Below are 23,120 nucleotides of genomic sequence, written 5' to 3'. Positions count from 1 at the left end.
GGACGACGGAGCCCTCCCACCGACCGAGCTGGGTTTCGCGGCGGGTCAGGTCACCGCTGGCGGGCCTTCCGAGCGCGGAAGGCAGCTGCTTTGACGCGACTTTGGCAGGCGGTGGAGCAGAACTGGCGGACCGCGTTGCGTGAGTTGTCGACGTAGACCCGGTCACACTGAGGAGCCTGGCAGACGCCGAGGCGGCCAGCCAGTTCGCTGCCGGCGGCGAGTGCGAGCGCCGTGGCGCATCCGGCACTCCACCCCACGGCGAGGGAGTCGTCGGCGCCGTGAAAGTGGACTTGCCACGGCTCGCCCGGAACGCGGTCCATCTGCGGGCGGGCGCCGGTGGAGCGCAGAAGGACGTTGAGCGTGCCGGCTGCGTCGTCGATGTGTCCTCCGTCGACGGCTTCGAAAACGCTCCGCATCTGATGGGCTGTGCGCGCGAGATAAGCAGCCTGTTCCTGATCGAGGTCACCAGGGTTCGTGGCGGAGGGCAGTGCGGCTACCACCGCACCGTGGAGCGCCTCGCCGCGCGGTGCACTGAAGGGCCTGCCGCGCCGGCTTCCGTCGGTCAACGCATTCACGAGCGAGACGGACACATCCAGCAGCGTCACTACGTGACTGTCGAACATCACTTGACCGGTCACTCCCTCGGGCTCTAGCGTTGTCACTGACATTATCCGATTCATCAGTGACCACCGGGATGTCCATGCACTTCCTGCCGACAGGACAGCGGCTGCCTCCTGCGGTGTGGCTGCTTATCGCGGCCCGGGCCGTCAACCGTCTGGGGGCGTTCTCTCTGCCCTTCCTCGCTGTGCTGGTCACCACCCGGTTCGGCGCGAGCACCGCCACCGCCGGACTCACGTCAGCCGCCTTCGGGCTTGCGACCATTCCCTCGCGCCTGGCCGGCGGGCACCTGGCCGACCGACTCGGAAGACGCCGAACGATCGTCGCGGGTCTGACCGGCTGTACCGTGGCCCAGTTGGGCATCGCCACTGCGGACAGCCTGGCAGCGGCCATCGGCTTCGCGGTACTGCTCGGGTTCGTCTTCGAGCTTTACGAGCCGCCGAGCCAGGCGATGATCGCCGATGCCGTGGGCGCCACCGAACGCGTACGCGCCTACAGCCTCCTGAACGCCGCCCTGGCTGTGGCCGGAATGGCCGCCGGCCTGATCGCGGCGGGGCTGGGCCGGTGGGACCTGCGCTGGCTTTTCGTAGTCGACGCCGTGACGTGCCTGACCTGCGCAATCGTCGTGCGCATCGCCCTGCCTGCCGACCAACCCAGAGGAAAGCGAACGCCGCAGGAAGGCAAGAGCGTCGCGCCGTGGAAGGACCGCGGGCTGATTACCCTGCTCGCCTCCGGCACGGTGTTCGCGCTGGTCTACCTCCAAATCATGATCACGCTCCCCCTTTCACTGGCCGACCGCGGCATGCAACCGGCCGACGCGGGGCTCCTGCTGACCACATCGGCCGTTACCGTCGTGGCAGGCCAGCCGCTGCTGCGCTTAAAACGCCTGTCCACCCTCTCATCGCCGGCCGCCTTCACTGCGGGCTACGCACTGATGTCACTCGGACTGGCCGGCTACGCCATGGCGCACACACTGGAGGCTTTCCTCGCATCGACCGTCGTGTGGAGCCTCGGTGATCTGCTGCTGATCGGGCGGGCCTACGCCGTTGTCGCAGGCCTGGCTCCCCCGGGCGGCACCGGGCGTTACATGGCCGTTTATGGCACCAGCTGGGGAATTGCCGGGGTCACAGCTCCTCTGGTGGGCACGCAACTCCTCCAGCATTCCGGGGCGACCGCCTTGTGGACGACTATGGCCGCCGTCTGCCTGGCCCTGGCCGCCGCCCAGCCCGTCCTCGCCCGTACCGCTGCTTTCAGGGCCACCTGCCCCGCCTCGGCACCCCACCCGCGGAGTCAGAACACCCCAATGCGGTAAGTCGGGCCATCTCCGGATTCGTCTTGCAGAGGTTCACCGGTCGCCCAGGTCAGTACTGCGCAGTGTTACCGCGAGCGCCATGGGGGAGCTTCGCGAACGCTGCCACGTGGAGATGCCCCGCCTGGCAGGCATTCATCGACGAAGGCTGGATCTGGCAGAGCATCAGGCTCCCCGGCTGCGTCACGGCAGTCCTCGGCCCGGATCTGCGTCGAGCACACCAACGCCGAACTGCGGCAGTGGCGCCCGCTCCAGCGCTACACCACCCGACGCGAGGACTGCGCCGAAACCCAATGCGCGATCACCTCGCCGGTATCGGACCGCTCCGCTCACCGGCCGACCCGCCGCGAGCTGAGCACCGCGCTGGTACTCGCCCGGCGAGACGCCCTCTGATCAACTACCAGCCATCCCGCCAGGCCAGCACGTCGGGGCCTCAATCGCGGACCACGCCGTTGCACTCGTGCCACCTGGTCACGACGTGCCCATGGCTGGAAGCTCCAGGCGCAGTCCGTAGCCGCCGTCGGCCGTCGGGCCGGAGGTGACAGTGCCACCGAGGAGCGCGGCGCGCTGACGCAGGCCGACCAGGCCGTAGTGCGCACTGGGCAGAGGGAGAGCGGGCCGGGTCGGTGCGGTATTGGTGACTGTGACACGGACGGCGCCACCCTCGTGGCAGATGTGAACCGTCGCGGTAGCGCCGGGGGCGTGCTTGCGTACGTTGGTCAGCGCCTCCTGGACGGTGCGGTAGATGGCGCGCTGGACGGTCGGCGGAAGGCCGTCAGGCAGGTCCGTCTGCAACTCGGCCTCGATGCCGCTGCTGTCGACCAGCCGCTGCAGGTCGGCCAGGGACGGCTGCGGAGTCAGCTCCGTGAGGCGGCCCCCGGAAGCGCGCAGGACGCTGACCATGTGCCGCAATTCGTCCAGCGTCTGTACGCTCAACCGCCGGATCGTGGCTGCGGCTTCCTTGACTTCGGCGTCCCGGGTGCTGACCTGGAGCGCTCCGGCCCGCACCGCAATCAGGCTGACCTGGTGTGAGACCACGTCATGCATCTCCCGGGCGAGCTGCGCGCGCTCCTTGGCCAGCACGGTCTGGTCGGTCAGGAGCCGCTCATGATCACGCGCCTCGGAGATCTCGGCGATCCGCAGAGACAGATCACGCCGGGTCTGGACGAGCCGGCCGAGAAAGACGGGAGCGGCCACCGTCGCCGCCGTGTAACCCAGAGTGATCAGGGTCGGCATGTCCGACAGGTCGAATCTCGGTGACGGCCACGAGGTCATGTCACTGATCGTGAACACCAGGGCACAGCCGGCCAGCAGGGTGCGGTGGCGGCTGAGTGAGGCGAGTGTGTACAGCGCGGCCAGCGCCGCGAAGATCGCGTCGGAGAACAGGACGGCGGGCAGGGTGAGCAGGAAAGTAAGCAGCGGCAGGCGACGGCGCAACAGAAGAGCGAAGGCAGCGGTCAGGGCGAAGGCCAGCCGTAGCGGCTCGTCAGTGTGAACATTGACCCAGACATCGAGCAGCGTGACTCCGACGAGGGCGGCGTCCACCAGCGGGGCGGGCAGGCCGCGGGGAATCATCCGCCCTCCTGATCCCGAGGCGGCTTGAGAAGGCCGGCCCGTTCGGCGAGCAGGGCGGCCTGGACACGGCTCCCCACCTCCAGCTTGGTGAGGATGGCGCTCACATGGTCCTTGACCGTGCCGGTACTCAGGTGCATCCGTGTGGCGATGTCGGTGTTGGACAGTCCTTCGGCGACGAGGACGAGTACGGCGCGCTCGCGGTCGGTCAGCCGGTCGAGGCTGCGGGCGGCGGGTTCCTGGGAGCCGGCCTCGAGGTAGCCGTTCACCACCGTCCGGGTGACCTTGGGCGACAGTACGGTGCCGCCGTCGGCCAGGGTCCGCACCAGGTACGGCAGTTCCTCGGGGTCGGTGTCCTTGAGCAGGAAGCCCGCGGCGCCCGAGCGAAGTGCCGTTGCCACGTACTCGTCCATGTCGAACGTCGTAAGCATGGCCACCACCGGAGGGTGCGGCAGCCGACGGAGGCCGGCCAGGACAGTGAGTCCGTCCACGTCCGGCATCCGGATGTCCAGCAGCACGACGTCGGGACGTATTTCCTGCGCCGTCCGGACCGCCTGGCCGCCGGGAATCGCCGCCACGACCTCGATATCGTCCGCCGCTTCGAGAATGTGCTGAAAGCCCGTACGAATCAGGGCCTCATCGTCGACCACCAATACCCGGATCACACGTGCTCCACTCGCCATCGGACCACTGTCCGGTTCGTACCACGCCGAGGGTAGCCCTGCGGGTACCCGACACCGAATACCGTCAGGCGGCGGGGGTGCGCCAGCCAGCCGGCGGGGGCGGTTCCGGACACCTGCCGGATGGTTGAATCCAGCAGATGTCCGGAACCTGGAGTAATGACTGGAGTAATGACGCGGGACGTACCACCGGCCGTGCTGTCCGGGGCCGCACCGGCGGCCGGGACAGGCCACTCCCCCTTCACTGCATCGTCGACAGGCCGGCTGATCGGCCTTGACCTGGCCCGGGGCCTGGCGATCCTGGGCATGTTCGCGGCCCACGTCGGCCCCGAGCCGTCGGTGGGCGGCCCGCTGGGCTGGGCGATGGAGCTGGCGCGTGGCCGGTCCGCTGCCCTGTTCGCGCTGCTCGCCGGGTTCAGCCTGATCCTTCTCACCGGCCGGCCGCAGCCGCGGACCGGGCGCGCGGGTCGGCAGGCCGTGGTCAGGGTGCTGATCCGCTCCGCCGTTCTGATCGCCCTGGGATACGCCCTGGTCGCTCTCGACACCGATGTCGACGTGATCCTTGCCGCCTACGGGCTCCTCTTCGTCCTCACGCTTCCCCTGTATCGGCTGCGGGCCGCCACCCTGACCGTTATCGCTGCGGCGGCCGCGCTCGTCATGCCCCAGGTGCTGTATCTGATCCGGATCGCGGTCGAGGGTGGGAGCTGGGCCGATGCCGTCATCGCCCACGATCCGCTGGCCCGGATCACCGAGTCGGACGGCTTCGTCGAGCTGTTCATCACCGGCCCGTACCCGGTGCTGACCTGGCTGCCCTTCATCATCGCCGGAATGGCGGTGGCCAAGGTCGACCTCGGCCGACCCGACGTTCTCACCGAGCTCGCCATGTGCGGCGGCGCGCTGGCCGTGCTCGGCTATGGAGGCTCATGGCTGACCCTGCACCTGGTGCCGGGCGCGCAGGCCGCCGTGAACGCGGCCACGGACACCACGGGGGCGGCATCGGCCTGGTGGTCCGACGCCGTGGGCGAGGACCCGACCGCAGGCGTTCCCGCCTGGCTGTTGGTGGCCGCGCCGCACAGCCAGACGACATGGTCCATCTTGGGCAACACCGGCGTCGCCCTGGCGGTCCTGGCCACCTGCCTCATCGCCACCAACCGGTCGGCACGCCTGCGGTGGTTCGCCGCGCCCGTCACCGCGGTCGGCTCGATCGCCCTGACCGCGTACGTCGGCCACATCATCGCCATCAAGGCCCTGGGCATCGACGATCTGCCGGACTCCGCCGCCCTGCCGGTGTTCATCTGCTTCGCCGTCGCGGCCATGCTGCTGGCCCTCGCCTGGACCCGGTTCTTCCGGCGCGGCCCACTGGAATACATGCTGCGTGCCGCCACCACACCCGCCCGCTTCATCAACTGACCGGCGGCGGACAACGAAAACAAACACTCCACCGACGACCCCTCGCCCCACGGCTTTCGGCGGTCTCACACCATCCGGCGTCGCACCGGGCCAGGCAGGAGGTCAGCCGTATGACGGTCCACCTGACATTTCTGTGTGCGACGGCCGGGGGCGCGACTAGGGACAGGCTGCCCGCGCCGGCCGGATCTCTGCTCGCCATGCGGGTGCTGATCTCCTGAGACGCCTCGGGGCCATTTGGGAGCCGACCCGCTCCCTGAGGCCCCCGGCACCACGCCACACCCACCCGGGCCAAACCTCTGACCAGGAAATACACGGCCACCGACCCGGAGTTCATCGCCAAGATGCACCGCGTCCTGGCGCTCTACGACACCCCGCCGACGGACGGGCGGGTGATATGGCGTCGACGAGTTCGGGCCGCTGAACCTGATGCCCCGCAAAGGCAAGGTCTGGGGGCCGACCGGGCCACCCGTCGGCGTCCATCCGACCAGAAGGCACACGATGACGATCCAGGTTTTCGGGTGCAGGCGCTCACTGATCATGCGCGCGAGGTCCGGCTCGCGGCTGTCGGTGGTGCTGTCGGTGGTGTTCACGCTGCGGTCTGCTCCAAGCCGTCGTCTTCGCCCACCAGACGGGCGGCTTCAGCTGCCGCGAAGGCTGCTACTGCGGGAGAACGGTCGTAGGCAGCACTTACCTGGCGAAGCCAGCGCAGTTCCGCTTTGGGGTCCTTGCCGATACCGCCCGGCTGCGGGTGGTCGCCGGGGCATGCGCTGGACGAGGGGGCGATGGCGGCGGCTGCTCGGGGCCAGGCTGCCTCTGCGGCTGCGGTCGCGTAGTTCCCCAGGAACTGGCCAACGTCCTTCGGGCGGAGCGTCCGTCCTGCAGGCAGGGAAAAACCGTTCGACGGGCCTGGCAGGGATGGGCCATAATCCGCACTCGTGACGACGTCGAAGCAGCTCCTGGTCCAAACCGCCGCCCGCAACAACGCCGAGTGGTGCGCGGCAATGAGCCGATCGCACGACTTGGCGAGCGAGTTCAGGGCACAAACCTGGGCCGCCCCGGCCCGCACGCCCCTGTATTACCCCGACGCGGTGACGCTGGTGCCCGGTGCCGACCCGGCCGCGCTGGCAGAGCGGATCGACACCACCGCACCCGGCGCCTCCGTCAAGGACAGCTTCGCCGACCTCGACCTGACGAAGGCCGGCTTCCATGTGCTGTTCGAGGCGCAGTGGGTCCATCGCCCAGCGAGTGCCCCCGCCATCGCCTCTGACCTTGCCTGGGACGTGGCGGGCGACCCGGAAACGCTACGCGCCTGGGCGCTCGCCTGGGACGACGGGGACGGCAACGCGGACCTCTTCCGGCCCGAACTGCTCGACGATCCCGCCACCTTCGTGCTCGCCGGACATTCCCCTGACGGCCGGGTGATTGCCGGAGCGGTGGCGAGCCTCAGCGACCAGGTGGTCGGAATCTCCAATGTCTTCGCACTGGACGGCGGTCCTGACGCGGCCTGGCCGGTTGTACTGGACGCGGTGCACAGGCTGTTCCCCACCCTGCCGGTGGTCGGTTACGAGCACGGCAGTGACCTGGCGGCCGCCATCCGCCATGGCTTCGAGCCCATCGGGCCGCTGCGGATCTGGCTGCACGGCTAGACCGGCTCCCGGATCGCCCGAGCTGCCGTTCGCGACCTCCGTTCCCATGGGGAAAGGTGATCGCGTGGGCGGGGAATTGCGGGCTCTGGCAAAGATCTTGTTTGCGCCGTGAGGCGCTGTTGGTTCGAGTGGAGGTGAAAGACCTTCACAAACCTCCTGTCGCAGCAGGTGGGTTGTAGCTGAGGGCAGCCTGATCCGGGTGGTGCCGGGGAGGGTGAGAGCGGCCCTGACAACGCCGGGACGTGTCCAGTACTGCCAGATGGGGCGGGTCCGGCAAGCGTGATGGAGAGGGGTACGCGAGGAACCGGCGTTTTACGTCTCTTAAAGTGCCTCCGGCTCGAACCTGGCGGATCTGGGCCGGAAGCGGTGCGTACTCGGGTCATCCTTTCGGGTGGTCTGACAACTCCTGGGTCGGTCTACGAAAGCTGGCCGGGAGGCCATGAGGAAAGCCTGCGGCGTACTCGTGGCGATGCCGCAGGGACACAGTCGGGCTCCTACTCCGTCGAGCGAACCACAGTGAACACGGGAACCGTCCCGAATCTTGCCCTGTCATCCGCCTCCAGCAGGGTGCCGGGGCTGGGTGCATCGACCGCCGATCGGTCCGGGACGGGGCGGAGCCGCCGTAGTACTCCGAGGCCGGGGTGCGACACGAAAGTCGCACGAGTTGAGTGAGCTTCATCGAAGGAGGTTCGGCTGATGCCGAAGGTGTAGTTACGGATCAGTGTTCGAGTATCTGTCCCCAGCCTGACGTGCGTTGCTGGTAACAGCGGGGTGCGAAGCTCAGGTTTCCAGGCCCAAGGGCTCCCGTTCCATCCGGGAGTTACAGGCCACGGGGAAGGCCGACAGGGTGAACAACGTGAACCCCTGGTGATGCCTCGTGATCGGAAGCCCCGCAGATGGGTCGTTGCAGCAGGGTCAAGGACTGACCGTTGAGAAGCGGCAGGCGCCGACCGGAAGACTCTAAGCCGGTCGGGAGAACACCGCCGTCCTCGGGGTATAGGGGGCACCCGACCCGGCCGCACCTCACTCGTGCGGAACGTGACAACCCCGTTGGAGTCCGAAGACGCCTGGCGTCTTCGGCAAGCCGACCGCAAGGAAGGCCCGATTCTCCAGCGGGCGCAGGATGGCCTCAGAAGCCAATGCCGGCGGCCGAAAGGCAGCGGGAAAACGAGACACCATGACCGGCTCTCCGCTGGTCGTCTCGCATAACCGGCCGGATACGGGCTGATGCCCGGACTCGAAAGGGTGCTGACGGAGGCCAGGTGAGCCTGTGGAGAGACGAAGAGAATGACACCGGAACCAAAGGACAAGTTGGACGTCATGACGAACACGCAGGTGAAAGCCGACGCGGACGTGATGACGAACGGACCGGAGGGCAATATCCCCGACTGGCACAATATTGACTGGCGTGCCGTCGAGGACGAAGTACGGCGTCTGCGACAGAGAATCTTCACGGCATCGCGGGAAGGCGACCTCAAACGAGTTCGCAACTTGCAGAAACTGATGCTCCGCTCCCGCGCCAACACGCTGCTGAGCGTGCGGCGCGTGACAGAGATCAACGCTGGGCGCAAAACCGCCGGAGTGGACGGCCGAACGGCGTTGCTGCCTCAGTCGAAAACTAAACTGGTCGACTGGGCGCAGTATCGCTCGAAAACCTGGACTCCTCTGCCGGTCAAGCGCGTGCACATTCCCAAAGCAGGCGGAAAGAAGCGCCCACTCGGCATCCCGGTCATCGCTGACCGGGCACTGCAAGCGCGGGTAGTCAACGCGCTGGAACCCGAGTGGGAGGCGCGGTTCGAGCCGAAGTCGTACGGCTTCCGGCCCGGCCGCGGCTGTCATGACGCGATATCCGCCATCTATCTGACGCTGAAGGGCAAGAACTCCCAGCGAATTTGGGTGCTGGACGCGGACCTGAAAGCGGCGTTCGACCGTATCGACCACGAGCACCTACTCGCCCAGCTCGGCACGTTCCCCGCCAGGGAACTGGTCAAGCACTGGCTGAAGGCCGGAGTGGTCGACGGCGGCCGGTTCGCCCCGACAGAAGAAGGCACCCCACAAGGGGGCGTCGTCAGCCCTCTGTTGCTGAACATCGCCCTGCACGGAATGGAACAAGCCGCCGGAGTTCGATACCGCAAGATCGGCACGAACGCCGCCGAGTCGGTTGAAGGATCCCCGGCCTTGATCAGATACGCCGACGATCTTGTTGCGCTGTGTCACAGCCATGACGAAGCCCAACAGGTCAAGGCGAAGCTCGCCGAGTGGCTGGCGCCCAGAGGACTGGTGTTCAACGAGGGCAAGACGCGAATCGTCCACGCTGAATCCGGTTTCGACTTTCTGGGATTCAACGTCCGCCGCTATGACGGCAAGTTGCTGATCAAACCGAGTCCGGCGGCTCTGAGACGAATCCGGGAACGGCTACGCACCGAGATGCGGGCCCTGCGAGGGTCCAATGTCAGTGCGGTGCTGCACAAGATCGATCCGATCGTGCGCGGCTGGTCAGCCTACTACCGGACGGTGGTCTCCAGTGCGGCGTTCACCGCGCTGGATGACTACATGTGGAAGCTCACCTACAAGTGGGCCAAGCACGGCCACCAGAACAAATCGAGGCACTGGGTCGTTAACCGGTACTTCGGTCAGTTCAGCAAGTCCAGTAAGAGCCGCTGGGTATTCGGCGACCGGGAGACCGACGCTCACCTGCGGAAATTCTCCTGGACGAAGATCGTTCGACACCAGATGGTCCCGGGCACATCGTCTCCGGACGATCCAGCCCTGGCCGAGTACTGGGCCAAACGGCGACGCAAAGAGAAACCCCTACCGCTGGACGCGTTCGGACTGCGGCTGCTGACGCTGCAAGACGGCCGCTGCCCATTGTGTCGGGGCTTTCTGCTGCACGCCGACCACCAACCGCAGAGCCCGGCTGAATGGGAACAGTGGATGGCGGTGGTCCGAAGGGCAGTGAAGAAGCAATATCTCGTTCTCGCTCCGGACCAAGGCACGTCGAACGTGGTCCTTCGTTTCGTGCACACAGCCTGCCGACGTCGGCGCCCTGCCGATATCGCACCAGGCCGAGCACCTCTGCTCGCCCGCGAGCCTTCAGGGCTTGCTTGAGCCGGATGCCGGGATGACTGGCACGTCCGGTTCTTAGGGGGCTCCGGCGCGGCAACGCGCCGGAGCTACCCGACAGAGCCGGCCGCATGGGGAAGGGCGGCAGCGGTATCGAGAAGGGAAGGACGCTGCAATGCCGGGGGACGCCCCGCCGAATGGCGGAGCTCCAGGCCCCCGGGCCCGGTGACCGTGGCCTCGGCATACTCCCCATAGGCGGCCATTTACGGCCCCACTGATGGCCAGGGATTTCCCCACGGACGGCCAGATATCTCCCCGCTCGCCCCAGACGTACCCGGTCGGCGAAGCTCGAGCGGGTGAAGAACAGCAGGGAGATCATGGACATCCTTGAGGCGTACGACCTCACGGGCAGTTACCGCGCGGCGGCCGAGCTCGCCCGGTGCGACCACCACACGGTGGCCCGATATGTGAAGATGCGGGCCGCTGGACAGCACCCCGACGTCCGTCGGCACCGCGACCGTGCGATCGACGTGTTCCTGCCGAAGATTGAAGAGCTGGTGGTCCGCTCGAACGGGCGGATCCGTGCGGATGTGGTCCACAAGAGGATCACCGCGATGGGCTTCACGGGCGGGGAACGCACCACCCGCCGCACCGTCGCCGAGGCAAAAGCCCAGTTCAGGGCCGGTCAGCGTCGGGTTTACCGGCCCTGGATCACCGAGCCGGGGCTATGGCTGCAATGGGACTGGGGCGAGGGCCCGCAGATCGGCGGACGACGCACTTCTTTGTGGTGCGCGTGGGTGGCCTGGTCGCGTTTCCGCGTGGTGATCCCGGTTTGGGACAAGACGCTGCCGACGATCACCGCGTGTCTGGACGCGACGCTGCGGCGGATCGGCGGGGTCCCGGCCTACGCGTTGACCGACAACGAGAAGACGGTCACCACCGACCACATCGCCGGGATCGCGGTCCGCAACCCCGAGATCGTTGAGGTCGCCCGCCACTACGGCATGACGATACGTACCTGTCTGCCGGCGGACCCCGAAACCAAGGGCGGGAGCGAGGCGACCGTCCGCATCGCCAAGGCCGACCTGGTCCCCAAAGACGTCAACCTCCTTGAGGAATACCGCAACTTCGCCGCCCTTGAGTCGGCCTGCCGCACCTTCTGCGAGGAGGTCAACAACCGGGTCCACCGCGAGACCCAACGACGGCCCGTCGAGATGCTCGCCGAGGAACGCCAGCGGCTGCATCCGCTGCCCAAGCAGCCCTTCACCGTCGCGTTCGGCACCACCCGCAGGGTCTGCTGGGACTCCACGATCTCGGTCGAGGCCGTGCGCTATTCGGTCCCGCACCAGCTGATCGACACCCGGGTCTGGGCCCGATTCCACGGCGACGAACTGATCGTCACCGCCGTCGGCCCTGCCGACGGTCATGCCCGCGAGGTGGCCCGCCACCCGCGCGGATCGGCTGGCACCCCGGTCCTTGACGACGCGCACTACCCGCCGCGCGAGAACAAGGAAGGCGATCGCGTCCCGAAGGCGACCAGCGCGGAGGAGGCCGCGTTCTTGATGCTCGGCCCCGGCGCCGCCTCCTGGCTGGTCGAGGCCGCCACCGCCGGAACACGCAAGGTCAAGACGAAGATGGCCGAGGCCGTCGCCTTCTCCAAGCTCTACTCCACTGCCGAGGTCGACCGGGCCCTTGGCACCGCCGCGGTCACCGGCCGGTTCGCCGAGAAAGACCTCATCTCCATCCTCGACTACCAGGTCGGCCTGGAAAACGTCGAGGTCACCCGCGCCAGCGAAACCCACAGCCTGCAGCCCGGCACCTCCGCCTGGTCCCGCTTCGGCACCATCCCGCTCGAACACGACGACGAAGACGAAGGCGACACTCTCTGATGGCCACCCCACTGCGCACCGTTTCCGGCTCCAGCGGCGACCAGCTCGCCGAGGCCATCGAACTGACCAAGCGGCTCAAACTCCCGCACATCCGCAAGGCGTTGACCGATGTGATCCCCACCGCGAAGGCCCAGAGGTGGGACCCCGCAGAAGTCGTACGCGTCCTCCTCTCCGAAGAGGCCGCCGGCCGCGACCGAGCGAACCTGCACACTCGACGCAAGCGGGCCGGGTTCCCCGCCGGGAAGACGTTCGGCGACTGGGACGAGCAGGCATCCTCCATACCTCGCGCGACCCAGGACTCCATCAAGACCCTCGAATGGGTCCAACGCAGGGAAAATCTCTGCGTAGTCGGCCCATCGGGGACCGGGAAAAGCCACTGGTGCGAGGCCCTCGGGCAGGCCGCCGTCGAGGCCGGGATGGCCGTCGCCTGGTTCTCCATCGAAGACCTCGGCGCCCTCGTCCGCCGTCACCGGGCCGACGATTCCATCGCCAAGGCCCTGACCCGGGTGATCCGATCCGACCTGATCATCGTCGACGACATCGGCCTGCTGCCCGTCAGCCCCGACGCCGCCGAGGGCTTCTACCGCCTGGTCGACGCCGCCTACGAACGACGCGCGCTCGCCGTCAGCAGCAACCTCCACCCCTCCGGATTCGACGAGATCATGCCGAAGACGCTGGCCACCGCGACCGTCGACCGGCTCATGCACCACGCTCACATCGTGGTCACCCAGGGTGACAGTTTCCGGCTCACCCAGGCCACCTCCGGACAGGGAGTCAAGCCCTTCAGCTGATCACAGCACTCACCACGGCGGGGAATTATCTGGCCGCCGTTGGGGAGATCTCGCAGGCCGCCAGCGGGGAGCACTCCTGGCCGCCTACGGGGAGAACTTCGAGGCCATTGACAGCCCGGGTACTGGAGATGCAGACCAAGCTTCACCGTTGGACGGTGGCCGATCCCGGCCGCCGGTTCGATGACCTGTTCAACTTCGTGCACGACCCGGCGACGCTGTTGGTGGCGTTCGACCGGGTCGCGGGCAACCGGGGTGCCCGGACTCCTGGCGTCGATGGCCTGACGGCCACCGACGTCGAGGAGTCGATCGGTGTTCCCGGGTTCCTGAACGACCTGCGGGCCGTTCTCAAGGACGGTTCGTTCCGTCCTTTGCCGGTGCGGGAACGCAGTATTCCCAAGCCGGGAGGCTCGGGGAAGGTCCGCAAGCTCGGGATTCCGACGATCGCGGACCGGGTCGTTCAGGCGGCGCTGAAGCTGGTGCTGGAACCGATCTTCGAGGCCGACTTCAAGCCGGTCTCCTACGGGTTCCGGCCCCGACTGCGGGCCCAGGACGCGATCGCCGAGATCCACTATTTCGGCACCCGAGGCCCCGTCCGGCAGCGAGAAGGCGGGCCGCCGCCGCCGGCCGAGGCGGCCCGCCACTGCTCCAGGCCGGCGAAGCCCCGGTCGGCCATCAGCAGGTCATCCGGCCCGAGGGCTTCGAACAGCTCCCGCGAGCACGGACTCCGCGGTGGTGAACGGCCCCAGAGTCGCGTGGGTGATGGCGTGTGTGCCGCACTCGGCCAGCGCCACCACCCGCACCTGAGGGAAGGCGGTCCGCTCACCCCGGTGGGTAGTGGGCGGCCGAACCGCGCGTCGTTCTCCTCGCTGTCCGGCACGTCGAACGTGGTCCCGTCGACCGCCATCAGACGCCAACGGCCGTACCAGGAACCGGCGGTGGAATCAGTCGCCACAGGCCCGGCGGTCTGCTCGAACAGCGCCTTGAGCGGCTCCGGCCCGAGCTTGACCCGGGCCCGGGAGATCGCAGCGGTTCACTTGGCGAATTCGGCGACGGCCTCGGCGAATTCGGCAACCCCGGACACGTCGAAGACCAGATGCATGGGGACCTGGATGCCGGTCCGCTCTTCCAGCTCCCGCACCGCGCGTATGGCCCGGTAGGAGTCCCCGCCAAGTTCGAAGAAGTCGTCCATCGGGCCGATGAGAGGAACGCCGAGCACCTTCGCCCAGACCTCGGCGACGAGGGCCTCCATGTCCGGGCGGTCCTGCGGGCCGGCTCCGCGGCGCTCGGTGCCCGTGGTCATGGTTACGGCATCGACGGCCTCGGCGCCGGTGATCTCGGCGATTCCCGCGGCCAGTTCCCGCACCGTTGAGTAGTCGAAGAGCAGCTCCACGTCGAAGTCGGAGCCCAGCTCGGACTGGAGCCGGGCGGTCAGCCGCATAGCGCGCAGCGAGTCTCCGCCCAGCTCGAAGAAGTCGTCGTCCGGGCCGACTTCGGGGAGGGTCAGCACCTCCTTGAAGAGCCGGGCGATCAGCTCCTCGTGGCTGCCCGCAGTGACGGGTGCGCCGCCGGACGCGGCGGCTCGGCCCGGCTCGTCGGCCGGGACGGTCAGCGCGAACAGATCCGCCTTGCCGGCGGGGGTGAGGGGCAGTTCGTCCAGCGTGACCAGGACCTCGGGAATCATGTACGAAGGCAGGCGGTGGCGCAGCCGCTCGCGCAGCCTGGCCGGTGCGGCGGGGGCATCCCGGTCGGCCGGGACGGTCCACGCGATGAGCCGGTCGTTGCGTACGGCGACGGCGGCCGCCGCGACCTCGGGCGCCTCCAGCAGGACCTCCTCGATCTCGCCGGGCTCGATGCGGTAGCCGTGGAGTTTGAGCTGACGGTCCATCCGGCCGAGCACCTCCACCCGGCCGTCCGGCAGGGTGCGGGCATGGTCGCCGGTGCGGAACATCCGCGAGCGGCCCCCGGTGAACGGGTCGGGCACGAAGCGCTGCGCGCTGAGCTCGGGCAGGTTCCAGTAGCCCTCGGCGACCCCGTCGCCGCCGATGCACAGTTCGCCCACGCAGCCGATCGGGACCGGGGCGCCGTGCGGGTCGAGCACCCGCAGCGCGGTGTTGAAGATGGGCCGGCCGACGGTGACCCGGGTGGTCTCGGCGTGGATCTCCTCGACGCTGGAGTAGACGGTGGTCTCGGTCGGGCCGTACATGTTCCAGACGGACTGGCCCCGCTTGGCCAGCGGCTCCGCCAAGTCCGGCGGGAACGCCTCGCCGCAGCTGTACAGCCGGGGGCGTCCGCTGCCCTGCCAGCCGGAGTCCAGCAGTGCGCGGTAGCGCGACGGTGTCGCCTGGAGGGCGGTGATGCCGTGCCGGGTCACATAGCCGTCCAGCTCGCTGCCGCTCAGTCCCAGGGACTGACGTCCGACGTGGACTGTCGCTCCGGTGGCGAGGGGGACCAGCAGCTCGGCCAGCGAGGTGTCGAACGTGAGGGTCGTGAGCGCCAGGAAGCGGTCCTGCGGCCCGAGCCCCGGGTGGCGCAGGGCGAGGCTGTCGACCAGGTTGGCGAGCGCCCGGTGGCCGACGGCGACGCCCTTGGGGCGGCCGGTGGAGCCGGAGGTGTAGATGAGGTACGCGAGTCCGTCCGGGGCAGCGCCGGGCAAGGGGACGGCGCCCGCCCCGGCGGCCGGTGTCAGTTCCTCCTGGGAGAGGTCGAGGACCGTGCCGTCCCAGCCTTCGGGGCGCAGCGCCGCCGTGCCGTCGGTGAAGACCAGGGCAGGGTCCGAGTCCTGGAGTACGTAGCCGATCCGGTCGGCCGGGTGTGCCGGGTCCAGCGGCACGAACGCGGCTCCCGCGCGCGCAACGGCCAGCAGCGCGGTGACCAGGTCCGCGCCCCGGCCCAGGCAGACGCCGACGCGGTCGCCGGGGCCCACGCCGAGGGCCGCCAGTCGGGCGGCAAGGGCGGTGGCCCGGACGTCCAGCTCCCGGTAGGTGTACGTAGCGTCGTCGGCGACGACGGCGGGGTGGTCGGGACGGCCGACGACCGCGGCGTCGATCAGGTCGGGGAGCAGGGCGCGCGGTGCGGTGCGGTCGACATCCGTGCCGTTCCAGCGGTCGACGAGCAGGGCGTACGTCTCCTCGGGCACGGCGAGGAGGTCGTGGACGGTGCTTCCGGGCCGGTCGGCGAAGCGTTCCAGTATGGCGGTGAAGTGGGCGAGCAGCTGCTCCGCCTCGCCCTCCCCGAACGCCTGCGCGTCCACGACCACTTGGAAGCCCAGCTCGTCGGCGGCTCGCACCACCAGCGTGGCGTGGTAGTTGGTGCGCGTCTCGTAGCGTACGTCGACGATGCGGAGCGCTCCCCCGGAGAGCACGGCCTCCGACGCGTCCGGGTAGTTCTCGAACACGACGACGGTGTCGAAGAGTTGCACGCCGCGCTCCGTCTCGGCCCAGCGCTGCACGTCCGTTAGCGGGGTGTGCTGGTGTTCCAGGACGGGGTGGCGGGCCGCTGCATAGCGGGCGAGCCAGTCCTCGGCCGTCAGGTCGCGCTCGACGCGCGCACGGACCGGGACAGTGTTGATGAACATGCCGATCATCTCGTCGGCGCGCTCCAGCGGCGGTCGTCCCGAGACGGTGACGCCCACCACCACGTCGTCCCGGCCGGAGTAACGCGCGATGGTGCCGGCCCAGGCGGCCTCGACCAGGCTGCCCAGAGTGGTCGACCGAGAGGCGGCCAGCGCGCGCAGCCGGGCGGCCGCCGCGGCGGGCAGGGTGGCCCGTACGGTGCGGAACTCGCCGGACGGCTGGACCCTCGGCCGGGCGCCGGGGAGGGTGAACACCGCCGGCTCGCGATAGTCGGCCAGGTAGTCGGCCCAGAAGGCGCGGTCCCGCTCGGGATCCTGCTGGCGCAGCCAGGCGATGTACTCGCGGAAGGCGGGGGGCGCGGTCCGCCCAGCGCCGCCGCCCGCGTTCCCGAGTTCGGCCGCGACCTCCGCCATCAGCAGGGCCGCCGACCAGCCGTCGAGGATCATGTGGTGGTACGTCCAGACCACCAGGTGCTCGTCGGGGCGCATACGCAACGCCAACAGCCGCATCAGCGGTGGGCGGGTCAGGTCGAACCGCTCGCTGCGGCGCCGTTCGAGCTCGGCGGCCACTTCCTCGGCGCGGGCCGCCTCGTCGAGGTCCGAGAGGTCGAGGAAGTCGATGTGGACGTCCGCGTCGGGCAGGACTACTTGGTGCGGGGAGCTGATGCGCTCGTGGACGAAGGCGGTGCGCAGTGCGGGATGGCGGGCGACCGCCGTGCGCCATGCCGAGGTCAGCACCTGGAGGTCCAGGTCGCCGAGGACCCGGAAGGTGGTCGTCTCGACGTAGAGACCTTGTTCCGGAAGTGTGGTGGTGTGGAAGAGCATCCCTTCCTGGGCGGGAGAGAGCGGGTAGATGTCCTCGATGTTGTTCACTGCGAGTCCTTTCCGGACCGGAACAGGTTCATGACCTGGGCAAGGTCCTCGGTGCTGAGGTCGGTGTCCGGGAAGTGGCCGGGGGCGTCTGCGATCACGTGGTCCGGCAGGTTGTCCCCGGTCGGCGCGGCGGCGGTCTCACGGGCGTCGGACTTCAGTCGCTCCGCCAGTGCGCGCGCGCTGGGGAGGGCGAAGATGTCGCTGGGTGACACCGGGAGGCCTGCGCGTCGCATCTCGGTGGTGATCTGAACGATCGTCAGGGAGTCGGCGCCCAGCTCGAAGAGGTTGTCGTCGGGGCCCACCCCGGGCACTCCCAGCATTCGCGCCCAGATCTCCGCGATGCCGCGCCGCAGGTCGTCCGTGGGCAGGTCGTCCATGGACAGCTCGTCCTGCCGCTCGTCCGCGCCGGGCGTGGCGGCCGGTCCCCCGGCGGGCCGGGGCGCGTCCGGTGAGACCGCCGCGACACGGGGGCTGACCAGGACGTGCGGAAGGTGGGGGTTGGCCAGGATCCGGTCCAGGGCGCGCAGACCCTCGCGGGTGGGGATGCCCACCGGTACGCCCCGGCCCTCCGCAGGCTCGTGACCGTGGGGCGCGGCCGGCATCGGGCGCAGGACGAAGCCCTCGACGACGACGGCCGGCCGGCCGTGCGGGTCGGTGAGTGTGACATCCACGACGAGTGTGTCGTCCACCCCGGGATCACCGGAGCGCAGTACGACATGCGCGTACCCCTCGGGCCCGAGGTCCTGATGGACAATCAGTTTCCGGTAGGCGACGGGGAGGTGGCGGCCCGTCCCTTCGGCCACGGCACCCGTGGCGACGTCCAGCAGCGCAGGGTGCAGCGGATGCACGGCGACGTCATCATGGTGGTCCTCCGGAAGCCGCAGGGTGAGCAGGGCCCACCCCTCGCCCGCGCGGGTCTCCGTCACGCAGTCCCAGCGCGGCCCGGTGACCAGCCCGCCGCCCGCTCCGCGTGCCTGCGGGGAGGCGACGGGAGCGCCGCCCTCGCGCAGGGAGTCCAGGTCGAGCCGTTGCGGACGGGGGCCTTCGTGTCGGCGGATGCGTCCCTGGCCGTGCGGTCTGCCGACGGACGTAGAGGAACGCACCTCCCAGTCGTGGCCGCCGTCCGGCTCGGGCCGCAACCGTACGACGACCAGCGGCGGTTCGGCCTCGGGGATCCGCAGCGGACTGGTGAAGACGGCGTCCAGATCGACGCAAGCGGCCTCGGCGGCGGGACCCGCGACGGGATGGTCCGCCTCCTCCACCACCAGCCGGTGGGCTGCGGCCGCCAGGTCGAGCAGCGCCGTGCCGGGGAGTACCGGTTCGTCGGCCAGGCGGTGCTCGCGGGAGAGCCAGGAGGTGTGGGTGCCGTGCCGGAGCAGGAGCTCGGTCCACCCGTCCGGCCCGTCGCGCCGGGCCTCGAACAGCAGGTGGTCGAGCGGATCACCGTCCCCCCATACCCAGTCGACGGCGCCGGACCGGACGGCCATGCCCGTCTCGGACCAGCGGTCCCAGCCGATGGAGACGGCGGTGTCGGTGGTGTGCGCAAAGCTGTCGAGAAAGGCGTTGGCGCCGGTGTAGTCGGCCTGGCCGGCCGCGCCGGCCACGGCCAGCACGGACGAGCAGAGCACCATGACGGGGCTGTCCCGCTCGGTGAGCCGGTGCAGCAGCACGGTGCCTCGCACCTTCGGCTCCAAGACACGGGCGATGTCCTTCCGGCGCCGCAGCGCCATGGTGCCACCGCCGGGCAGTCCGGCGGCGTGAACGACTCCGGAGATCCGGCCGTACCGTTCCCGGATCCTGTCGAGTGCTTCCGTCAGGCTCCCCTCGTCGGCGACATCGCTCTGCACCAGGCAGACCTTGGCGCCGTGCGCGGTGAGGCCCGTCAGGGCGCGGGCCGCCTCCGGCGGGCAGGACGGGGCGGGATTGGCCCCCTCGGGCCTGATCACCTCCCAGGCGGGATCGTCGGGCACCGGACGGCGGGTGAGGAGTATGAGGGTACGGCCGCCGTCCTCGGCCAGCCGCTCGGCGACGGCAGTGCCGATGCCGCCCAGGCCGCCAGTGACGAGCCAGGTTCCACCGGGCAGTGCGGCGGTCCGCTCCGCGTCGTCCGTGAGGGCGGGGTGCGCCACACCGGGAACGAGACGGGCACGCCCCCGGACGGCGACCAGCGGCTCACCGGCTCCGGCGGCGCTGCCGGCACCCCCGCCGGCGAGTGCAGCGAGTTCGTTGATCACCGCTTCGGCGGCCCGGGCGAAATCGGCCCGGCCGTGCGGTGCGCAGTCCAGATCGAGCGCGCAAACCGCGCTTCCGGGCAGTTCCAGGGGAAGGACCCGGGCTGCACCGAGGCCCACCGCGGCGTGCGGGGTGCGGGGACGCTGTCCGTTGATGGTCAGCGCCGCGTCGCTGACCAGGAGCATACGGACGGGCCGCCCGGGGAACCGCTCGCTCAGGGCCTGCGCGAGCGCGGCCGGCACGGTGACGGCGCGCAGTGCGCAGTCGGCCACGGCGTCGGGGGTGGCGCGGTCGATCGCGGGATCGTCGACCGCCCAGCAAGAGACAACCGCATCGGGGGCCATTCCCCGCGTGTCGAGCTCCGCGACCAGGGCACGGAACGCCTCCGGGTCGTCCGCGTCGAGCCGGTAGCAGTCACCCTCCGCCCGGATGCCGCCCGACAGCCCCGACGCGCCAAGGCGCACCAGGTGGACGCGGGCCCCGCCGCGGACGAGCCGTGCGCCGACCTCGTCGGCCAGGCCGGTCTCGTCGGCGAGCAGGAGGACCGTACCCGGGGCGCTACCGGCCGTCGCGGTCGGTGGCACGGACGGGGACCAGGTCAACACACGGAGCCAGTCGTCCGCGTAGCCGTCAGAAACCGACCCGTCGGCGGGGCGCGGGAAGGCGTAGCCGGTGGCAGGGGCAGAGGCGGCCGGGGACGAGGTGGCAGGGGACGAGGCGGAGGCGGCCGGTTCGAACCAGTGGCGTGTCCGCGAGAACGGATAGGCCGGCAGCGGAACCCGTCGCCTTCCGGTCCGCTCCCCCAGGGCCGTCCAGTTGATGTCGGCGCCGCGTTCCCACAGCCGGGCCACGGCGGTGAGCCGGGCGGGCGCCTCCCGGTCCGGGTTGCTCACGGGCCCGAGTACCGGGAGGACCAGCCGGTCCGACCCGACGGTGCGCCGGGCGAAGCCGGTCAGCGCCCTGCCCGGGCCCGTCTCCAGCAGCGCGACCGAATCGGGCAGTGCGCGCAGTGCGTCCACGAAGCGCACGGTCTCCCGCAACTGGCGGGCCCAGTACCGGGGGGACACCGCCTCGTCGGCGGTGAGCGGGCGGCCGGTCAGCGACGAGACAACGGTGATCGCCGGTGCCTGTGCGGGCACTTCGGCGACGAGCGCGGCGAACTCGTCGAGCAGCGCGTCGGCGTGCCGGGTGTGGAAGGCGTGCCGGACGGGCAACGGACGGGCCGTCACGCCGCTCTCGGCAAGGAGTTCCCGCAGCCTTTCGACGGCGGCCGGCTCACCGGCCACCACACAGCGGTCCGGCGCGTTGACGGCGGCGATCTCCGGTGCAGCGTCCGCCACCCCGCCGACACGGACACGGGCGGCGTCGACGGCCTCGCGCACCTGGTCCTCGGGCAGGGGCACCGCGAGCATCGCCCCGGCCGGCATCCGGCCCATCAGCTCGCCTCTGCACGCGACCAGCCGGGCGGCGTGCGGCAGCGTGAAGACCCCGGCAGCGCAGGCGGCCGCGAACTCGCCGACGCTGTGTCCGGCCAGGGCCACCGGCCGTACGCCCAGGGCCTTCCACCACTCCGTGAGGGCGTACTCCACCGCGAACAGGGCGGGTTGCGCCACCTCCGTGCGGTCGAACCGGTCCGGGTGCGCCGGGTCCAGGAGCAGGTCGCGCAGCGGTGCGGCGGTCCACGGCCGCAAGGCCGCCAGACACCGGTCGAGGGCGGCGCGGAACACCGGCTCGTTCGCGTACGGCTCCGCCGCCATGCCCGGGGCCCCGGCGCCCTGGCCGGGGTAGACCATGGCCACACCGGCGGAGATGTCCTCGGCCCGAACCGGCGCGCACGGCGCGGGCTCCGGGGACGCGGGGGCGGCCGGACGGCCGCGTGCCACCGTGACCGCTCGCCGCCAGGGGTGGGCCGTACGCCCGGTCTGAAGGGTGTGCGCGACATCGGCGAGAGCCGGGGCGTCCGGCTTCGCCAGTGCGGCGTCCAGGTTCGCGGTTACGCGGTCCACGGCCTCGGGGGCGTGGCCGGACAGCGGCAGCACCTGCCAGCCGCGGGCCGCCGGGTCGGCGGCCTGCGCGGGGCGTGCCTGGGGCGGGGCGTCCCGCAGGATCACATGCGCGTTGGTGCCACCGATGCCGAAGGAGCTGACCCCGGCCGTCCGGGTGCCGTCCTCGCCGGGCCAGGGCTCGGCGGCGGTGAGTACCCGGAAGCGGCTCGGGTCCAGACCGGGGGCGGGGCGCTCGAAGTGCGCGGTGGGCAGCAGTGTGCGGTGCTGGAGCGCCAGTACCGTCTTGATCAGGCCGGCCATGCCCGCGCAGGTGTCGAGATGCCCGACGTTCGACTTCACCGCGCCGAGCACCCGACGCGCGTCGGGGGCTTCGGCGAAGACGCGGTCGAGGGCGGCGAGTTCGATGCGGTCGCCGAGGGCCGTCCCGGTGCCGTGTGCCTCCAGGCAGGAGATGTCCTCGGGGCCGACACCGGCGACGGACTGGGCCGTGGTGATGACCCGGACCTGTCCGTCCATGCCGGGGGCGGTGAAGCCGACCTTGCGGTTGCCGTCGTTGTTGACCGCCGAGCCGAGCAGAACGGCCCGTACGGTGTCGCCGTCGGCAACCGCGTCGGCCAGCCGCTTGAGGACCACAACACCGACTCCGCTGCCGAACACCGTGCCGGTGGCGTCGGCGTCGAAGGGGCGGCAGTGGCCGTCCGCCGACAGAATGCCGCCTTCGGTGTGCACGTAGCCCAGTCCCTGGGCGACGCCCGCGGACACGGCTCCGGCCAGTGCGACGTCGCACTCGCCGCTGAGCAGCGCCTCACCGGCCAGGTGGACGGACACCAGGGCCGAGGAGCAGGCGGTCTGGATGCTCAGGCTGGGGCCGGTGAGACCGAGCCGGTAGGAGGCCTGGGTGGCCAGGTAGTCCTTGTCTCCGGCGGCGAGCAGCTGCATGTCCGCGCGGTCGGCGAGTTCGGCGGTGTGCGGCAGCAGATGGTGGGTCAGATACGAGTTGAAGCCGGCCGACGCGTAGACGCCGATGCCGCCCTCGACTCCGCCGGTGGGCTGCCCCGCGTCCTCAAGGGCGGCCACCGCGCACTGGAGGAACAGCCGTTGCTGAGGATCCATCAGCTCGGCGTCGCGGGGCGTGATACCGAAGTACTCGGCGTCGAACTCGTCGATGCCGTCCAGGACACCGCCCGCGGGGACGAACCCCGGCTGTGACAGCCGTTCGGCCGGAACCCTCAGCGCGGCCAGCTCCTCAAGCGTCCGGAAGGTGACGCTCTCCCGGCCCTCCAACAGATTCGCCCAGAAAGCCTCCGCGTCGGGCGCGCCGGGGAACCGGCATGCGAGGCCCGTCACGGCGATCGCGTCCGGCAGATCCGGGGAGTCGGCAGAGCCGGTGCTCCCGATGTCCTGTGTGGTCATTCGGTCTTTCTCCTTACGAGCGGTACGAGCCGCAGTTTCGCTGGGTG

General features: G+C 70.0%; 11 protein-coding genes and 1 pseudogene. 7 read left to right on the top strand and 5 right to left on the bottom strand.

Going from position 1 to position 23,120, the window contains the following annotated elements:
• Positions 1 to 50: 50 nt before the first annotated feature.
• A complete protein-coding gene (locus OG953_RS38350) occupies positions 51 to 623 on the bottom strand; it encodes a CGNR zinc finger domain-containing protein (RefSeq protein ID WP_405690214.1) in 573 nt (190 codons plus the stop codon).
• Positions 624 to 694: 71 nt separating this feature from the next.
• Here OG953_RS38350 and OG953_RS38345 point away from each other — a divergent pair, with 71 nt between their 5' ends.
• Entirely contained in the window at positions 695 to 1,930 is a 1,236-nt protein-coding gene (locus OG953_RS38345) for an MFS transporter (protein ID WP_405692306.1), read from the top strand.
• A 468-nt stretch (positions 1,931 to 2,398) separates the two neighbouring features.
• On the opposite strand, the gene OG953_RS38340 is transcribed toward OG953_RS38345, so the two are convergent.
• Together OG953_RS38340 and OG953_RS38335 are read right to left on the bottom strand one after the other, a co-directional pair.
• A complete protein-coding gene (locus OG953_RS38340) occupies positions 2,399 to 3,502 on the bottom strand; it encodes a sensor histidine kinase (RefSeq protein ID WP_405690211.1) in 1,104 nt (367 codons plus the stop codon).
• Positions 3,499 to 4,164 (bottom strand): response regulator, encoded by a 666-nt coding sequence (locus OG953_RS38335; protein WP_405690209.1) that lies wholly within the window; start codon positions 4,162 to 4,164, stop codon positions 3,499 to 3,501. Before OG953_RS38335 ends, OG953_RS38340 begins: the two co-directional genes overlap by 4 nt.
• Before the next feature lie 186 nt (positions 4,165 to 4,350).
• On the opposite strand from OG953_RS38335, the gene OG953_RS38330 reads away from it, so the two are divergent.
• From OG953_RS38330 to OG953_RS38305, 6 genes and pseudogenes are all read left to right on the top strand, one after another.
• A complete protein-coding gene (locus OG953_RS38330; RefSeq protein ID WP_405690207.1) occupies positions 4,351 to 5,589 on the top strand; it encodes a DUF418 domain-containing protein in 1,239 nt (412 codons plus the stop codon).
• A gap of 1,001 nt (positions 5,590 to 6,590) precedes the next feature.
• Complete coding sequence (locus OG953_RS38325; protein ID WP_405692303.1) at positions 6,591 to 7,235, top strand: hypothetical protein; 645 nt, start codon at positions 6,591 to 6,593, stop codon at positions 7,233 to 7,235.
• 1,320 nt (positions 7,236 to 8,555) lie between these two features.
• On the top strand, positions 8,556 to 10,343 hold the full coding sequence (ltrA, locus tag OG953_RS38320; RefSeq protein ID WP_405690205.1) for a group II intron reverse transcriptase/maturase: 1,788 nt from the start codon (positions 8,556 to 8,558) through the stop codon (positions 10,341 to 10,343).
• A gap of 311 nt (positions 10,344 to 10,654) precedes the next feature.
• Positions 10,655 to 12,187 carry an IS21 family transposase gene (istA, locus tag OG953_RS38315; RefSeq protein ID WP_405682118.1) on the top strand — a complete coding sequence of 511 codons (1,533 nt, stop codon included), beginning with the start codon at positions 10,655 to 10,657 and terminating at the stop codon, positions 12,185 to 12,187.
• Positions 12,187 to 12,978: an IS21-like element helper ATPase IstB gene (gene istB, locus OG953_RS38310; RefSeq protein WP_266795039.1), complete on the top strand. Its 792-nt coding sequence runs from the start codon at positions 12,187 to 12,189 to the stop codon at positions 12,976 to 12,978. The genes istA and istB overlap by 1 nt, the downstream gene beginning before the upstream one ends.
• Positions 12,979 to 13,106: 128 nt before the next feature.
• Positions 13,107 to 13,565 (top strand): annotated as a pseudogene (locus OG953_RS38305) (group II intron reverse transcriptase/maturase); the annotation flags it as partial.
• A 443-nt stretch (positions 13,566 to 14,008) separates the two neighbouring features.
• Here the strand turns inward: OG953_RS38305 and OG953_RS38300 are convergent.
• Positions 14,009 to 17,422 (bottom strand): non-ribosomal peptide synthetase, encoded by a 3,414-nt coding sequence (locus OG953_RS38300; RefSeq protein ID WP_405690203.1) that lies wholly within the window; start codon positions 17,420 to 17,422, stop codon positions 14,009 to 14,011.
• Complete coding sequence (locus OG953_RS38295; RefSeq protein ID WP_405690201.1) at positions 17,419 to 23,073, bottom strand: SDR family NAD(P)-dependent oxidoreductase; 5,655 nt, start codon at positions 23,071 to 23,073, stop codon at positions 17,419 to 17,421. The genes OG953_RS38300 and OG953_RS38295 overlap by 4 nt, the downstream gene beginning before the upstream one ends.
• Positions 23,074 to 23,120: the final 47 nt, after the last annotated feature.

This window comes from Streptomyces sp. NBC_00057, from assembly GCF_045041165.1.
Taxonomy (GTDB): Bacteria; Actinomycetota; Actinomycetes; order Streptomycetales; family Streptomycetaceae; genus Streptomyces.
The sequence above is the reverse complement of the archived record's forward strand: the minus strand, read 5'-3'. Positions and strand labels throughout refer to the sequence as shown.

What these genes read in the sequence shown, in the direction of transcription:
- OG953_RS38350 (WP_405690214.1), bottom strand. Translation starts at nt 623, where the DNA reads ATGTTCGACAGTCACGTAGTGACGCTGCTGGATGTGTCCGTCTCGCTC.
- OG953_RS38345 (WP_405692306.1), top strand. Translation starts at nt 695, where the DNA reads ATGTCCATGCACTTCCTGCCGACAGGACAGCGGCTGCCTCCTGCGGTG.
- OG953_RS38340 (WP_405690211.1), bottom strand. Translation starts at nt 3,502, where the DNA reads ATGATTCCCCGCGGCCTGCCCGCCCCGCTGGTGGACGCCGCCCTCGTC.
- OG953_RS38330 (WP_405690207.1), top strand. Translation starts at nt 4,351, where the DNA reads ATGACGCGGGACGTACCACCGGCCGTGCTGTCCGGGGCCGCACCGGCG.
- OG953_RS38325 (WP_405692303.1), top strand. Translation starts at nt 6,591, where the DNA reads ATGAGCCGATCGCACGACTTGGCGAGCGAGTTCAGGGCACAAACCTGG.
- ltrA (WP_405690205.1), top strand. Translation starts at nt 8,556, where the DNA reads ATGACGAACACGCAGGTGAAAGCCGACGCGGACGTGATGACGAACGGA.
- istB (WP_266795039.1), top strand. Translation starts at nt 12,187, where the DNA reads ATGGCCACCCCACTGCGCACCGTTTCCGGCTCCAGCGGCGACCAGCTC.
- OG953_RS38295 (WP_405690201.1), bottom strand. Translation starts at nt 23,073, where the DNA reads ATGACCACACAGGACATCGGGAGCACCGGCTCTGCCGACTCCCCGGAT.